At 53.8% G+C, this 15,958-nt stretch carries 15 protein-coding genes; 11 read left to right on the top strand and 4 right to left on the bottom strand.

Going from position 1 to position 15,958, the window contains the following annotated elements; all coding sequences use genetic code 11:
- Nucleotides 1-4 precede the first annotated feature (4 nt).
- From GFC06_RS23135 to GFC06_RS23105, 7 genes are read left to right on the top strand one after another with little or no spacing between them, the layout of a single operon-like run.
- Nucleotides 5-2,476: a fimbria/pilus outer membrane usher protein gene (locus GFC06_RS23135; protein ID WP_153690712.1), complete on the top strand. Its 2,472-nt coding sequence runs from the start codon at nt 5-7 to the stop codon at nt 2,474-2,476.
- Nucleotides 2,477-2,502: 26 nt separating this feature from the next.
- Nucleotides 2,503-3,279, top strand: coding sequence for a fimbrial biogenesis chaperone (locus tag GFC06_RS23130; protein WP_046275745.1), 777 nt, complete (start codon nt 2,503-2,505; stop codon nt 3,277-3,279).
- Nucleotides 3,280-3,291: 12 nt separating this feature from the next.
- Complete coding sequence (locus tag GFC06_RS23125) at nt 3,292-3,897, top strand: fimbrial protein (RefSeq protein WP_019076065.1); 606 nt, start codon at nt 3,292-3,294, stop codon at nt 3,895-3,897.
- Nucleotides 3,894-4,958 (top strand): fimbrial protein, encoded by a 1,065-nt coding sequence (locus tag GFC06_RS23120; protein WP_016155754.1) that lies wholly within the window; start codon nt 3,894-3,896, stop codon nt 4,956-4,958. Before GFC06_RS23125 ends, GFC06_RS23120 begins: the two co-directional genes overlap by 4 nt.
- 9 nt (nt 4,959-4,967) lie before the next feature.
- Nucleotides 4,968-5,510 (top strand): fimbrial protein, encoded by a 543-nt coding sequence (locus GFC06_RS23115; RefSeq protein WP_049270861.1) that lies wholly within the window; start codon nt 4,968-4,970, stop codon nt 5,508-5,510.
- Nucleotide 5,511: 1 nt separating this feature from the next.
- Nucleotides 5,512-7,179: an O-antigen ligase family protein gene (locus GFC06_RS23110; RefSeq protein WP_153690711.1), complete on the top strand. Its 1,668-nt coding sequence runs from the start codon at nt 5,512-5,514 to the stop codon at nt 7,177-7,179.
- A gap of 1 nt (nt 7,180) precedes the next feature.
- The gene (locus GFC06_RS23105) at nt 7,181-7,900 is read left to right on the top strand and encodes an EAL domain-containing protein (protein ID WP_047357616.1); all 720 of its coding nucleotides are present in this window, start codon (nt 7,181-7,183) and stop codon (nt 7,898-7,900) included.
- 15 nt (nt 7,901-7,915) lie between these two features.
- On the opposite strand, the gene GFC06_RS23100 is transcribed toward GFC06_RS23105, so the two are convergent.
- Together GFC06_RS23100 and GFC06_RS23095 are read right to left on the bottom strand one after the other, a co-directional pair.
- Nucleotides 7,916-8,326 (bottom strand): Spy/CpxP family protein refolding chaperone, encoded by a 411-nt coding sequence (locus tag GFC06_RS23100; RefSeq protein ID WP_053389578.1) that lies wholly within the window; start codon nt 8,324-8,326, stop codon nt 7,916-7,918.
- A 177-nt stretch (nt 8,327-8,503) separates the two neighbouring features.
- Complete coding sequence (locus GFC06_RS23095; protein WP_153690710.1) at nt 8,504-9,271, bottom strand: amidohydrolase; 768 nt, start codon at nt 9,269-9,271, stop codon at nt 8,504-8,506.
- Nucleotides 9,272-9,444: 173 nt separating this feature from the next.
- Between GFC06_RS23095 and ivy the strand changes: the two genes are divergently transcribed.
- The gene (ivy, locus tag GFC06_RS23090; protein WP_047498493.1) at nt 9,445-9,891 is read left to right on the top strand and encodes an Ivy family C-type lysozyme inhibitor; all 447 of its coding nucleotides are present in this window, start codon (nt 9,445-9,447) and stop codon (nt 9,889-9,891) included.
- 51 nt (nt 9,892-9,942) lie between these two features.
- Here the strand turns inward: ivy and fadE are convergent, their stop codons facing one another.
- A complete protein-coding gene (gene fadE / locus GFC06_RS23085) occupies nt 9,943-12,387 on the bottom strand; it encodes an acyl-CoA dehydrogenase FadE (protein ID WP_049281681.1) in 2,445 nt (814 codons plus the stop codon).
- 239 nt (nt 12,388-12,626) lie between these two features.
- Between fadE and lpcA the strand changes: the two genes are divergently transcribed.
- A complete protein-coding gene (gene lpcA / locus GFC06_RS23080; protein WP_016151815.1) occupies nt 12,627-13,205 on the top strand; it encodes a D-sedoheptulose 7-phosphate isomerase in 579 nt (192 codons plus the stop codon).
- 149 nt (nt 13,206-13,354) lie between these two features.
- The gene (locus GFC06_RS23075) at nt 13,355-14,122 is read left to right on the top strand and encodes a class II glutamine amidotransferase (protein WP_016151816.1); all 768 of its coding nucleotides are present in this window, start codon (nt 13,355-13,357) and stop codon (nt 14,120-14,122) included.
- On the opposite strand, the gene dpaA is transcribed toward GFC06_RS23075, so the two are convergent.
- Nucleotides 14,093-14,833, bottom strand: coding sequence for a peptidoglycan meso-diaminopimelic acid protein amidase (gene dpaA / locus GFC06_RS23070; protein ID WP_016151817.1), 741 nt, complete (start codon nt 14,831-14,833; stop codon nt 14,093-14,095). The two genes, GFC06_RS23075 and dpaA, sit on opposite strands and share 30 nt — an antisense overlap.
- A gap of 349 nt (nt 14,834-15,182) precedes the next feature.
- Between dpaA and GFC06_RS23065 the strand changes: the two genes are divergently transcribed.
- The gene (locus GFC06_RS23065; protein ID WP_016155761.1) at nt 15,183-15,944 is read left to right on the top strand and encodes a C40 family peptidase; all 762 of its coding nucleotides are present in this window, start codon (nt 15,183-15,185) and stop codon (nt 15,942-15,944) included.
- Nucleotides 15,945-15,958 lie beyond the last annotated feature (14 nt).

Raw genomic sequence — 15,958 nt, 5'->3', positions numbered from 1 at the left:
GAAAATGATCACGCTGAAAACAGATAAAAAACGTCTGGCGCTTTTTATTGCTCTGGTCTGTGCCTCTTCATGGGCTGAAGCGGATGAGGCCATTGAATTTAATACCGACGTACTGGATGCCAGCGACAGGCACAATGTCGATTTGCAGCGTTTTTCCGAAGGCAACTTTGTGACTCCCGGAGAATATCTGCTGGATGTTCGTATTAACAGCCAGGAGATTCCACAGCAGTCGATCCGTTATATCGTCGATCCTGCCAACCCGCATAAATCCATGGCATGTCTGACCCCGCAACAACTCGAATTACTGGCGCTCAAAGAAGAAGCGCTGGCCTATATTCATCCGATTAGCGCGACCTGCTATGACATTTCCCGCCTGCCGGGTGTGGCGTTGAATAATAGCGCAGGCGTACTGGACATTATCGTGCCTCAGGCGTGGATGAAATATACCGATCCAGACTGGACGCCACCGGAGCGTTGGGATAACGGCGTCGCGGGGCTGATTTTTGACTACAGCGTCTCGGGCCAGGCCACACATTATGAACAGGGCGGCGATCGTTATCGCTCTCTGTCTGGCTATGGGCAGACAGGTTTTAACCTCGGCGCGTGGCGATTTCGTGGCCAGTATCAGGCCAATTACGCTTCGGATGATAATCGCGGCCGTATCGACTGGGATCAGATCTATGCCTATCGACCGTTGCCGATGCAGGCTGCAAAACTGACGGTCGGCGAAATCTACCTGAATTCTCAGGTTTTTGATTCGGTGCGTTTCACCGGGGCTAACCTCGCCAGCGACGAGCGTATGTTGCCACCGAATTTGCAGGGCTACGCGCCTGAAGTGCACGGCATCGCCCGCAGCAATGCGAAGGTTACCGTCAGTCAGCAGGGCCGTGTTATCTATCAAACCACCGTTCCTGCAGGGCCATTTAATATTCAGGATCTGCACGGTTCGGTACGCGGCACGCTGGATGTTCGCGTCGAGGAGCAGGATGGCAGCGTACACACTTTTCAGGTCAATACAGCCGATATTCCTTACCTGACGCGCCCAGGCTATGTGCGCTACAACGCCGCGGTCGGGAAGCCATCGCGTTATAACCACGACGTTCAGGGGCCTGCGTTTTATAGCGGTGATTTCTCATGGGGGGTCAGCAATGCATGGTCGCTGTACGGCGGCGTGCTGCTCACTGGCGATCGCTATAACGCCTGGTCGATAGGGATTGGGCGGGACTTGAGCTGGCTGGGGGCGCTGTCGGCTGATGCGACGCAATCCGTGAGTCGGGTAAAGCATCAGGCTGAACAAAAAGGCATGTCTTTTAAGCTCAGCTACGCCAAAACTTTTGATGAGTACAACAGTGCCATCACCTTTGCCGGTTACCGCTTCTCACAGCGTAACTTCCGCACTTTCTCGCAGTTTCTCGACGAGCAGTATGAAAATAACAACAGTGCCGGCAACGAAAAAGAGATGTACACCATCACCGGCAACAAAACCTTCTTTGCTGACGATCCACTATTAGCGACCACGCTGTACCTGACCTATACCCACCAGAACTATTGGGATCGCGGTTCCCAGGATCGTTACGGATTATCGATGGGGCACAGCTTTTCATTTGCTGGCATCCAGGGGATCAGCGCCAACGTTGCGGCTTACCGCTCTGAGTATCAGGGCAAACGAGACGACAGTCTTTCGCTTTCAATCTCGGTGCCATGGAGCGATGGCCGCTCAATGGATTACGAATTGCAGAACAGCGGCAACCAGACCAGCCAGATGGTTTCGTATTCCGATAACCGCGACCGTAACAATCCGTGGCGTTTGCGCACAGGGGTTTCCGGTGAAGGGCGTACGGCGTTTGATGGCTATTACAAGCACCGCAGCATGATGGCGGAACTGGAATCTAACGTCAGCTGGCAGCAATCACGTTATTTCTCCGTTGGCGGCACGATGCGCGGCGGTTTTACCGCGACGCGTCACGGTGCGGCGCTGCACAACAGCCAGGCGTCGATGAATACCGCCAGGGTGATGGTTGATACCGACGGGGTGGCGAACGTGCCGCTGAACGGCGAACAGGCGCACTCAAACCGCTTCGGTATTGCCGTCGTACCGGACGTCGTTAGCTATCACAGCTTTGATACCCGTATCGATGTGGACGCAATGGACGAGGACATTTCCGCGACTAAAGCCATCGTGACCAACACCCTGACGGAAGGTGCGATTGGCTACCAGCATTTTGCCGTGGCGCAGGGGCAAAAAATGATGGCGCTGCTGCGCCTGAAGGATGGTTCGGTACCGCCGTTTGGCGCCGAAGTGTTTAACGCTAACGGCGTTAGCGTCGCCATGGTAATGGAAAACGGTATGGCCTGGATTGCGGGTGTGAATCCGGCTGAGCGTCTTTCCGTTGCCTGGGCTGGCCGTGCGCAGTGCCACTTACAGGTGCCACAACAAATCAACCCGGAAGGTAACGTGCTGTTGCCTTGTGAATAATTTCAATAACCTGAATGAATTTTGTCATGAATAATCAAGCTTTTTACTCCGTGCAGCGTTGGCTTAAACCCGTGGCCTGTGGCCTGCTTTTGATTGCAGAGATCAACACCTCATGGGCGGGTATTGCGCTCGACCGTACCCGCATGATCATCACTGGTGATGCGCGCTCAGTCAGTGCGAACTTAACCAATACCAGCCCGAGCATTCCGTTTTTGGCTCAGTCGTGGGTGGAAGATGCCAACGGAACAAAAATTACCTCGCCGCTAATGGTCTTACCGCCGCTGCAACGAATTAACGGCGGGCAAAAGGGAATTGCCCGCGTGACGAAAACCAGCGGGATCAACGCCCTGCCGCAGGATCGCGAGAGCTTGTTCTACCTGAACGTACGTGAAATTCCGCCTAAACCGGATAAGCCGAACGTGCTGCAACTGGCGATGCAGTCGCGCATCAAATTGTTCTACCGTCCGGCCGCCATTGTGCCGGAAACGCCGGGCGCCGTGTGGCAAAACCAACTGGTCTTTCACAAGCAGGGCCAGCGCTGGAGTGTGGATAACCCAACGCCTTACTTCGTCACCTTAATCGGCTTAAGCCGCAAGCCAGAAGCGCAGGGAGGCGGCAGATTGACCGACTTCCCCGGCGTTATGGTCTCACCAAAATCCTCTCTCGATTTCAGCGTCACGGACGGCAGCGTCAGCCAGTTCAGCATGATGTACGTGAACGATTTTGGCGGTCATCCCGAACTGAAATTCAGCTGCACAGGCAATGTATGTAAAGCATTGCCGATGGAGCAACAGCCCCGGTAACAGGAATCGTAAATGAAAAAGATGCTTTGCGCCCTGCTGATGGCGGGCATGGCCTGGCAGGTTCAGGCCACCAGCGGCCGCCAGGATATGAGCAACGTGTCCGGTGAGTATGGCAACGTCCGCTTTCATGGCCGGGTCTATGTGTCGCCGTGCGTGCTGGATATGGCCTCACGCGATCAGACCATCAATCTTGGTGATATTTCCGCCAGTCGGTTTCGCCAGGGCGGCGATCGCAGCGAACCGGTGTTGGTCACGCTGTACCTGAACGGCTGCTTAAAGGGCTCTGGTCATACCCTGAGGGATTTCCCCGGGCAGACCAGCGAAATGCCTGAGCTGGCGCACAGCACGGTGGAACGTGGCGTTTCTATGACGCTGATGGCCGAAGGCGCGCCGGAAAACAGTGACCTGGGGCGTATTCGTGGTGATGTGCGCGGCGCGGGCATTCGGCTACTGACCGAGCGTAATCAGCTGATCCATCTGAACCAACCGCAACGGATGTGGATCCTCAAACCAGGCGATAACGCCATTCACTTTCTGGCCACGCTGGAATCTTTTGGGCCAGAGGTGACTGCCGGAGAATTTAACGGCCTGGTGAGACTTAAGCTGGAGTATCTATGAGCGTATTACGCAAAGCGCTGTTGTGGGTTGCCCTGGCTGGCTGTCCACTGGCCGGGCAGGCATTTACACAGGGGGAAGGTGAGCCGGAGGGCGGGTCGCCGCATCAGTACGATATCGAACTGAGTTCGCTGGATGTCAGTAAAAACCACGTGGGTGGCAGAACGGATCCGTTTACCTGGAATCTGGGCAGTTGGTATGTGGTGAATTTCTATTGCGAGCAGGCTGACATCTCCCGGTCGCCGATTTACTACACCACCACGACTACGATGCCGCCTTCAAATCAGGGGGCGAACCGTTTTCGGCTAAACGAGTATCTGGATGTGGAAGTGCAGGTGTGGGTTGCCGGGGGCTATAAACAGTATGTTCAGGCGCCTTTTACCAACGTTTCAAACCGCAACAGCAATAACACTTGCAAAAAGCGCAAGGGCTACACGCGCGCCACTAACGTTGAAAGTGGTTCAAAAGGGAAAGTGACGTTTATTGTCACTAAACCCATTATCAACGGCATCAATATCACTTCCCAATCGCTGGTGGAGGTTGCCGGGCGCATGGGGAGCGCGGGACCTACGCCCACTACGGCGATTTCCCGTGTGGTGATTAAATCCGGGCTGATTACCGTACCGGACAAATGCACCTTCAACCGGGGAGACAAAATCAGTATTGAGTTTGGCGATCTGCCAGGATCCGCTGCCCGGCTCAATGGCACTAACTACAGCAAGTCGATCCCCATTCATGTTGTTTGTGAAGGCGGCAGCTTCGATCAGGGCGCGCTGAACATTAATCTTGGCGTACAAACTACCACGGCGTCAGGCACGGCGGGGTTCAACGATCATCTCCTCGGCACGCTGAGCGGCGGACAAAAGCGCGATGATCTCGGCATTATGCTTAAAGACGAGAGCGGTGGCACCGTCGTGCCCAATCAATTCTATAACGTGAAAGGTTTTTACCAGAATCAGGGCGACTGGAATCTCACCGCTGCACCGGTGGCAAAGCCGGGCGTGGGAAGCGTTAAGGAAGGTGAGTTTGAAGCCTCTGCCACCGTTGTTGCGCAGTTTCAGTAGGGGGATGCCATGAGATGTTCGGCGTTATTCGCGATCGGCGTGTTACTGCTTGGCGGCATGGCGCAGGCCGACACCAAACTGGTCGGCGGTGATATGTATTTTCACGGCACTATCAGAGCGCTGGCCTGCAGCCTGGCACCAGGAGGCGACAAAATCGAGGTCGATTTCGGGCAAATCGCGACGCAGGATCTCTATCTTTCGGGGCGCAGTAAGCCGGAAAAATTCAGCATTCAGCTACGCGACTGCAACCCCGAGGTTTTTCGCGGGATCTCGGTCACTTTCAGTGGTAGTGAGGATGCTGAACTGGACGATCATCTGGCGCTGGATAGCAGTGAACAGGGCGGCGCGACAGGGATCGGTATTGGGATGAGCGAAGAGGACGGCACGGCAATTCGCCTTGATGAGAGCACGTCAGTCAAAGAGATAACTGCAGGCTCGATGACGCTAAATTTTTGGGCGTGGGTCGCAGCAGAGCCGTCGGCGATAAAAAATCAGTCTCTCGAATACGGTCCGTTCAGCGCCAGCGGGACCTGGACACTGAACTACCAGTAGCATGATGAACGCACTGAATCGTATTGCCCCGCTGCCTGCGCAGAAATTATTGCTCGTTATTAGTCTGTTTTTCTGGTGTGGGGGAATGCATCTCTACTGGCTGAATAACGGCGGCAGCGGTCTGTCGTTGCCGCTTAATATTACGAGCTGGATTTATGCCGTTGTGCTGGCTGCAAGCGCATCAGTGCTGGTTCCTCGTCAACGCTGGCGCATCACTGTCCCCGCCACGGTTTTTTCGATGGGGGCGCTCATCCTGACGCTGCTTTGTCTGCTGACGCCTGGCGTCTGGCAGTTCGAGGCGCAGCTGGTCGCAGGGGCGCTGCTGGGAGGCGTGCTCGTCTATCTGGTGACATTACAGATTCCGCTTGCGGCAAACACCCTGACGGTACTGCTGACTCTGCTATGGGGGGCGTGCGTCATCGAATGTCTGGCGTTTTTGTATCAGTACTGGCATTTGCCGGGTGTTGATTACTGGGAGTTTGCCTGGCGACGCGGTACGCGGCCCTACGGTATTTTTCAGCAGGTCAATCTGATGGCCAGCTTCACTGCATCTGGTGTGCTGCTGTCAGCTCCGCTCTTTTTACGGCTACGCGACAGATATCGAATTGTCATCGGGATTGCCCTGGTGATGATGGGCTTTGTGCTGCATGAATCCCAGTCGCAAACCGGCTATGTGTCTGTGGTGGTAGGTGAAGTCTTGCTGCTGGTGGTTTTCCCAGCGCAACGCCGTATGTTGTTGCTACTTTTGCTGCCGCTGGCGTTAGGCATGGTGGCGGGCACGCTCGCTCGCCATTTTTTGTCCGTTGCTACAGTCAATCACCTGACCACTTCCCAGGTGCGCTGGACGGTGCTTAAAACGTCACTGGCATTATTTGCCGAACGCCCGTGGACGGGGTGGGGCGTGGGCAGTTTTGCCGCCGTGTTTCTCGAACGTGCGGGGCCGTTGGGGCTGAGCAGCATCTCGCATCCGCACAATGAGCTGGTGCTGTGGCTGGTGGAGGGCGGCCTGGTTGGGCTGGCGGGGACGCTGTGCTTTATTACGGGAGGCTTCTGGCTGTGGATGCACGGAAATCGCTGGCGTCGCGCTTGTCTGGTGGCGGCGCTGCCGGTGGTTATTCATATGTTGACGGAATACCCCGTCAGGCAGTCAACACCACACTGGTTACTGCTGATCCTGCTGCTTCGTTGTGCAGATAGCCCGCTAAAAGTGGCTCGCCTGACGCTTACGTCGACGTCGCTGATTCGTGCGCTGGCATTGATCTCGTTTTTAACCTTCACGCCATTGTTGCTTCTCTCACTGCACACGCAACAGCAGTTGACGCTGGCGGAGCGACAGTCAGCGCAGTGGCGTCTGGCCGAGTCGCTCCCGGTAGGAGGCTGGCTCCTTGCCCCTCGCTACCGGTTTGATGTGCAGATGGGGTATCTGCAACGGTATCAGCGTACCCGGGACGCTCGCTGGCTGGAAGCGGTTCGCCGCTGGGCGCCTGACTATGTGCGTGTTCACCCAGACCCGAATGTCTCCTTCACGCAAATCTTGCTGGCGTTACAGCAGCGCGACCTACCTGAGGCGCATCGTCTGGCGACGCGCTTTTACCTGACATACCCGAACGATCGTCGTATCCCGTGGCTGCAGGATGCACGACGTCCTTTCAATCAAAAAATGGAATGATATGAACAGATTCAGCGAACAGACCCGCCATGTGCCAGAGCTTCCCCGCAACGCCGAGCTGCTGCGGATCACCGGGATCCGTTTGCAGCGCATCCATTTTTTTGATGATGCATCGCTGGATGTCTGTGAGGTGTTAAGTCAGGTACGCACGCCGCTACCGCTCGATCTTTTTTTCAAGCACCTTTCCATCACCGCAAAACAGCAGCTATTTCTGTGGCAAATGCGGCAGGTACTGGCACTCTCAGGAAGTTATTCGCTGAATTTATCCGTCAGGATGCTGACCTGTCTGTCGTGGATTGCGCAGCTCGCCCGGCAGGCGCATCAGGGGCGGATTGTTATCGAAATACAGGATCCTGGCACCATGATGCGACTGGAAAAGGCAGAACAGCAGGCTGTATGCATTGCCGTCAAAACCCTGGTGCGTCACGGGTTTCGCGTGTGGCTGGATGATGTTTCGCCTGAGCTATTTTTTGTCTGGCGATTGTCTGGCATCCGTTTCGATGCCATCAAAATTGAAAGCGGAATGTTTCATCAGTTCAGGACGTCGGAGTGGCAGTTGAGGGTACTGGTCAATCAATTTCGCGGGTTGGGAGAACGGGTTGTGATCGAGGGGGTGGAAACGCCGCAGGATTATGCCATTTGCCGTATGAGCGGCGCAGATGCTGTGCAGGGATTTTTGTTCGAGCAGGAAGTATTACCGAAAGGCCTGAATCATTGCTGATTCAGGCCATGGTCATTATTCGCTCAGCGTCTGTGCGATATCTTTTTGCACCTGCTGGCGCTGTTCTGGGGTCAGTACTTTGTTCAGGTCGAAATAGTATTTCACGCGGTAATAACGCGCCTGCTGTTCAATATTGCTGAACGCGGAAAGCTGTTTTTTGACGGCGGCGTCATCCCATTTCCCGGACTTGATGACGTCAATCAACGCGCCGTCTTTAACATCCTTCACCGATATCTGGCTAACGTTGGTTTCAAGCTGCTGGTGCAGTTTTTTAATCTGCGCAACCTGGTCAGTGCTCAGTTTAAGGTGCTGAACTACCGGGTCCTGAGCTGGTGCGGGTACATTGGATACGTTTGCTGCAAGCGTGCTAAAAGAAGCGCCAGCCACGGTTGCCGCCAGCAAAGTCATGCGTACGAAGTTCTTCATTTCGGGATCCTGATAAGGGAATTATTAACATTGTCTGTCACTCGCTGGTGACGAGTGATTATCCTTTGCAGAATACGATGCCCGAAGCACGTCGCCACGCGAATTTGTTTTGCGGTTGGTTACGGAGTGAAACAATCCCGCTACGGAAAACGTTGTGCAGCGGGAAGAAGGCGATATCTACAGCGTGAACGGGTCAGCGTCCTGCCAGGCGGGGAACTTCTCGCGGTACTCGCGCAGCGCCGAGAGTGACAGTTCAGCGTCAATGCGCGTAGCCTGATGCGGCTCGGCGGTGGCAATAATCTCACCCTGCGGATTAATCACCCGGCTGTCACCGCGATAATGATGGCCGTTACCGTCAGTACCCACGCGGTTACATCCTGCTACATAAGCCTGGTTCTCAATTGCCCGCGCGGTGAGCAGAACCTGCCAGTGTAGCGAACGCGGCGCCGGCCAGTTGGCGACATACAATGCCAGGTCGTAATCGTTGCGGTTGCGCGACCATACTGGAAAACGCAGGTCATAACAGACCAACGGCAGAATGCGCCAGCCGCGCCATTCAAAAATAACCCGCGCGTCACCCGCCTGATAATGTTGATGTTCATCCGCCATGCGGAACAGATGGCGCTTGTCATAGAAATGGACATTACCTTCGGGTTCGACCAGCAAAAAGCGGTTTACCGGGCCACGTTCAGACAAGAGAGCGGCGCTCCCGGCAATCAGAGCCTGTGTCTGCTGCGCTTTTACTCGCATCCACTGGATCACCTCTTCCTGCGCGAGTGACTGAACGGCGGCCTCCATAGCAAATCCGGTAGTAAACATCTCGGGCAGGACGATCACGTCGCGTCCGGTGAGCGTTTCCAGCAGCCGATCAAAGTGGCGCAGGTTAGCCGGACCATCCATCCAGACCAAAGATTGTTGTAAGAGAGTAATCTTCAAACCAGACACAGTACCAAACTCCTCGTTGTGGGCTTAAGTTAACTCTAACATCTTATTCGCGGAGTGTGTGGGTGGGGGACATATTGAAAGGCCATTTTCCAGAAACCGCTGATTTGCATTTATCAGTATCTCCAACCACCATTTACAGGCAGAATAATGCGGGGATCGTCCAAGGAGGAAAAATGCTAAAGATATTAACCACTATCGCTACGATGGTCGTGGCAACAGGTGCAATGGCGCAAAGCGATATTAACCTGAGCACTCTGGCGAAAGATGATGCGACAAAAGCAGCGTACAGCCAAATGGTGGAAGGGAATAAATTGCCCGCATGGATCAATAAAGGGGGAACATCTTCCCCGACGCAGACGGTGAAGCTGGGTGGCGAATCATACCAGGTTCTGAGCGCGTGCAAACCGCATGATTGCAGTGCAGAACGTATTGCGGTGCTGTGGTCAGAAAAGTCACAGCAGATGATGGGGGTGTTCTCAACGGTTGATGAGAAAACCTCACGAGAGAAACTAACGTGGCTGAACGTGAGCGACGAGCTGTCAATCGATGGTAAAACGGTACTGTTCGCTGCGCTGAGCGGGAGCCTGCAAAATCATCCTGATGCGTTTAACTACAACTAATGTGTAAGCAAAAAAGCGGAGCTTCAGCTCCGCTTTTTATTTCGCCGATATTCAGGCCGCTTCGATTTTACGCACTTTCTCTGGCAGCTTTACCGGCTGAGTCGCCAGCGCTTCGGGTTCAAAGTCATCCACGTTGATGCTACGCAGACGACTCGCTTCGGCTTTCACCAGAATTGCGGCTTCGTCTTTATCAATCAGCCCTTTAGCCAGCGCATTGTGCGCCAGTTCATCCAGGCGGGTAAACGGCAGGTTTTTACCCAGCTCTTTGCAGATCCGCTGGTGGATAGGGTCGGCTGCAATCACATCCAGCAAAGCCTCTTCCAGCAAACCTACCGGGTTATGCTCGCTCGGCGTCAGGTATTGACCGCGGCCAAGGCGAGAACGAGTGGCGCTCGGAACCTGCAGAATCTTCGCGACTTTATGATCCAGCTTGTCAGACGGTGCATGGTAGTGGCGACCGGTAGGGAAGATAACCACATTCAGCAAGCCCGCGACCAGTCGGTTCGGGAAGTTTTTCAGCAGGTCGTCCATCGCCTGTTCCGCTTTGTACAACGCATCCTGAACGCCCCAGTGAACCAACGGCAGGTCTGCTTCATTACGGCCTTCATCGTCATAACGCTTCAGTACCGCAGAGGCCAGATACAGCTGACTTAACACATCGCCCAGACGCGCGGAGATACGTTCACGTCGCTTCAGGCTACCGCCCAGTACGGCCATGGAGACATCCGAAAGCAGTGCCAGGTTAGCGCTCAGACGGTTCAGATGCTGGTAGTAACGTTTGGTCGCATCGCCGGTTGGCGTGCTGCTGGTTAAGCCGCGCGTCAGGCCCAACCAGAAGCTGCGCACTTTGTTACTGCCGACGTGGCCGATGTGTTTGAACAGCAGCTTGTCGAACGCATTCACATCGTTACTCTGTGCCGCGGCCATCTCTTCCAGAACGTACGGATGGCAGCGAATCGCCCCCTGACCGAAGATCATCATGCTCCGGGTCAGAATGTTGGCACCTTCAACGGTAATGGCGATAGGCGCGCCCTGATAAGCACGGGCGAGGAAGTTGCTTTCGCCAAGCATAATGCCTTTACCGCCAGTAATATCCATTGCATCGATGATTGACTGCTGTCCACGGTGGGTACAGTGATACTTCACGATGGCCGACAGCACCGCCGGTTTTTCACCCAGCATAATACCGTAGGTAATCAGCGACGCCGCTGCATCCATCACGTACGCGTTACCCGCAATACGTGCCAACGGCTCTTCAATACCTTCCATCTTACCGATAGAGATTTTGAACTGGCGACGAATGTGCGCATACGCGCCGGTTGCCATTGCGACCGATTTCACGCCGCCCGTCGAGTTAGACGGCAGAGTAATACCGCGGCCCACGGACAGACATTCCACCAGCATGCGCCAGCCCTGACCGGCCATTTTTGGGCCACCGATGATGTAATCAATCGGCACGAAGACATCTTTGCCCAGCGTCGGACCGTTCTGGAACGGCACGTTCAGCGGGAAGTGTCGACGCCCAATTTGTACGCCTGGCGTTGACGTTGGGATCAGCGCACAGGTAATGCCAAGATCTTCTTCACCACCCAGCAGTTTTTCCGGGTCGGAGAGTTTAAATGCCAGACCCAGTACGGTAGCGATAGGCGCCAGCGTGATATAACGCTTATTCCAGGTCAGGCGCATACCCAGCACCTGCTGGCCCTGCCAGTCGCCCATACAAACCACGCCGGTATCAGGGATCGCGCCTGCGTCGGAGCCCGCTTCCGGGCTGGTCAGAGCAAAGCAGGGGATCTCCTGACCACGTGCCAGACGCGGCAGGTAATGATTCTTCTGCTCTTCGGTGCCGTAATGCTGCAGCAGTTCGCCAGGGCCTAAGGAGTTAGGTACGCCAACGGTGATCGCCAGGATCCCGGAAACGCCGGAGAGTTTCTGCAGAACGCGAGCTTGAGCATACGCGGAGAATTCCAGCCCGCCGTACTCTTTCTTAATGATCATCGCGAAGAAGCGGTGTTCTTTCAGATACGCCCACAGTTCCGGCGGCAGATCCGCGAGTTCATGGGTGATCTGGAAGTCGTTCGCCATGCGGCAGGCTTCTTCCACCGGGCCGTCAATAAACGCTTGTTCTTCAGCTGTCAGATGCGGCTGAGGATAGTTATGCAGTTTTTTCCAGTCTGGCTTGCCCTGGAACAGGTCGCCTTCCCACCAGGTTGTACCGGCATCAATCGCCTCTTTCTCAGTACGCGACATCGGCGGCATGACTTTACGGAAACCGCGGAACACTGGCGCAGAGATCATGGATTTGCGCATTGGCGTAAAGTTAAACGGTACGAGGAGAATGGCCAGAGGAACCAGCAGCCAGATTGACCACAGGCCAACCACGCCAAGCGCAGCTGTCCAGGCGAGCAAAATTAAGCTGCTGAGGAATAAGCTCACGCGGTGATAAAACAGAACGCTGAGCAGAACAACCGTAGCGATAATACTCAAAATCATCATAACGAAAAGCTCCCTTGCTTGTAGGAGGTCTGACCACTTGTGATGATATGGTTGTAGTGGATGTAAATTCTTTTAGCAATGTGTTTACAAAATAATTACAACAAAGCTCACATTGTTGCTGTTTTAACCGGCACAAAAAATCAAAAGCCGCAGCCATTCCTGTGGCTTGTACTTCTCGCTGGTAGCGCTATCCGGTACACTGCATCTTGTCATTTACATTCATGCTGAAGGATATCCTCATGTACCAGGATCTTATTCGTAACGAACTGAGCGAAGCGGCGGAAACGCTGGCTAATTTTCTTAAAGATGACGCCAATATTCACGCCATTCAGCGCGCGGCGGTCCTGTTGGCAGACAGCTTTAAAGCTGGCGGTAAGGTACTTTCTTGCGGTAACGGCGGTTCCCATTGCGACGCGATGCACTTCGCCGAAGAGCTGACCGGACGTTATCGCGAAAACCGCCCTGGCTACCCGGCGATCGCTATCTCTGATGTCAGCCATATCTCCTGCGTCAGCAACGATTTCGGTTACGATTATGTCTTCTCCCGCTACGTTGAAGCCGTGGGTCGCGAAGGCGATGTCCTGTTAGGCATATCTACTTCAGGGAATTCCGGTAACGTGATTAAAGCGATTGCCGCAGCGCGCGAGAAAGGGATGAAAGTCATCACCCTGACCGGTAAAGATGGCGGCAAAATGGCGGGTAGTGCGGATATCGAAATTCGCGTGCCGCACTTTGGCTATGCTGACCGTATTCAGGAAATTCATATCAAAGTAATCCATATCCTGATCCAGTTGATCGAAAAAGAGATGGTGAAGTAAGAAGGCTATTTTATTTGCCATTTTGAATCCGGGCAGTGCCCGAAATCCTCACGTACTACGTGTACGCTCCGGTTTCTGCGCGCTGTCCGAATCTAAACTGGCTGCAACAATTACGCCTTCCCGCTTAAAGGCGTTTGTGGAGGTGATGTATGTGCGAACTGCTCGGGATGAGCGCCAATGTGCCAACCGATATCTGCTTTAGCTTCACCGGGCTGGTTCAGCGCGGCGGAGGTACCGGGCCGCACAAAGACGGCTGGGGTATTACGTTTTATGAAGGTAAGGGCTGCCGTACGTTTAAAGATCCGCAACCCAGCTTTAATTCGCCTATCGCCAAACTGGTACAAGACTATCCCATCAAATCCTGTTCCGTGATTGCCCATATTCGTCAGGCGAATCGTGGCGAAGTGGCATTGGAAAATACCCATCCATTTACGCGTGAACTGTGGGGACGTAACTGGACGTACGCTCATAACGGACAGCTCAGCGGCTATAAATCGCTGGAAACCGGTAATTTCCGCCCGGTCGGGGAAACCGACAGCGAAAAAGCTTTCTGCTGGCTGCTCCACAAGCTGACTGAACGGTATCCGCGTACGCCTGGCAATATGACGGCAGTGTTTAAATATATCGCGATGCTGGCAGGAGAATTGCGTGAGAAGGGCGTCTTCAACATGCTGTTGTCTGACGGGCGTTATGTGATGGCTTTCTGCTCGACCAACCTGTTTTGGATCACCCGTCGTGCGCCGTTTGGCGTGGCGACGCTGCTGGATCAGGATGTGGAAATCGATTTTAGCTCAGAGACCACACCCAATGATGTGGTCACCGTGATTGCCACTCAGCCGCTAACCGGCAATGAAACCTGGCAAAAGATTATGCCAGGCGAGTGGGCGTTATTTTGTCTCGGGGAGCGTATAGTTTGATGCCAGCTGCGGCTGAACCACTTCGTGACTCAACGGCTTGCTGATAACGTAACGGCCATCGACGACGGAAACGGTCGGTGGCTTACGCGTTTGTTCAAAGTAATCGTAGCCAGGCTTTAGCTGCGCCCAGAATTCTTTGTAATACGAGAACTTATGGCGCTGCATGTTGGCATCGGTCATGCGGAATGGATAAATGCTAACCTGCACGCTGGACTGCCCAAACACCAGTGCGCCGGTGACAAACTGGAAAATCTCATCAATGCCGTTGTCGGTCATTGCGTAGCAGCCGACGGAAACGCAGGCGCCGTGGATCATCAGGTATTTACCTTCATAACCGTGTGCGCGGTCATAGGCGTTAGGGAAACCAATGTTAATCGCTTTATAAAAGCGGCTATCCGGTTTCAGCTGCCCGCGCTGTACGCTGTAAAACCCTTCCGGGCTTTTGAAATCGCCCTGACGCTGTTTCGGACCTAAGCCGCCGGAATAATTGCAGATCTTATAGCTGTCGAGCAATTGATACTGTTCGCCCATCTTGACGTACAGATCCAGCGTTCGCTCTTCTTTGAAGATCTGGATATAGACGGGGGAGCCCATTAATTGCTGCTTATATTCTTTGCTGACAGGCGTAGTCGGGCTGCTGCTGCTCAGCAAACCGGCAAATGAAACGCACGGCAATAAAAGCATCGCAAGAAAAAATGCGATTTTACGCATACTGCTTATTCCTTGATAAAACGATTACACACGCCAGGACGGCAAAAAGAGTTCCCAAATCGGATAAATCTGGATCTGGAGCGCTCACATTATCACCCAGAGAGTTTTTCGCAAGTCTCTCGTGCGGCGTTTACACTTTAGATTTTCTTTATACGGAAAATTGTGCTTAAAGGCAGTCAGACACTGACGTATTTTGTGGGTTAGCGCACGTCATTAAGTCTTCTGAGTGCAGAATTCCTAATATATTGAATTTAAAAAATTAATAATTTAATAATCGAATATTAAAATGGAATGCCCGGCAATAGCGGTAGACTGCGGCGAACGTGTTTGATTAGGTAGTGTTGTTTTCATGTCTTTTGTCTCTGCGCCCCGACGCTTTTTGCCGGGTCTGCTGTCTTTGTGTGTTGTGTTGTCCTCGCCGTCTGTCGCCAAAGTTCAGCCCCTCTTATCTGACGCCCATTTAAGCTATGCGGCGCAATTACGCATGCGTAACCGCGCCCGGCTGCTGAAGCAGTACCACGCGCAGGTAAAAAAGCAGGCAAGTTATGTGGTGGAAGGTAATGCGCAAAGTAAAAGCGCGCTGCGCCAGCAAAACAGGACGCTGATTAAACAGCACCCGGAGTGGTTCCCGGGGCCACTAAAAGCGAGCGATCAACGCTGGCAGGAGCTGGCTGAGAATGACCATTTTCTCAGTAGCGATCATCTGCACAACATAACCGAAGTGGCAATCCACCGTCTTGAGCAGCAGTTAGGTAAACCCTATTTGTGGGGCGGGACCAGCCCGGAACAAGGCTTTGACTGTAGCGGGCTGATCTTTTATGCCTACAACAAAATTCTGGCAGCAAAATTGCCACGTACGGCGAATGAAATGTATCACTATCGGCGGGCGACCATCGTCGCTAATCGCGACCTTCGTCGTGGTGATTTATTGTTCTTTCATATTCACAGTCGGGATATTGCCGATCATATGGGCGTCTATTTGGGGCAGGGACAATTTATTGAATCGCCGCGTACGGGAGAAACGATTCGGGTGAGCAATTTATCCGATGACTTCTGGCAGGATCATTATCTCGGCGCTCGTCGTATTCTGACGGAAAATACCATTCTGTAATCAAAAAGGCGGTG

It is taken from the genome of Citrobacter braakii, assembly GCF_009648935.1.
Taxonomy (GTDB): Bacteria; Pseudomonadota; Gammaproteobacteria; order Enterobacterales; family Enterobacteriaceae; genus Citrobacter; species Citrobacter braakii.
This window is presented reverse-complemented; position numbering and strand designations above follow the sequence as displayed.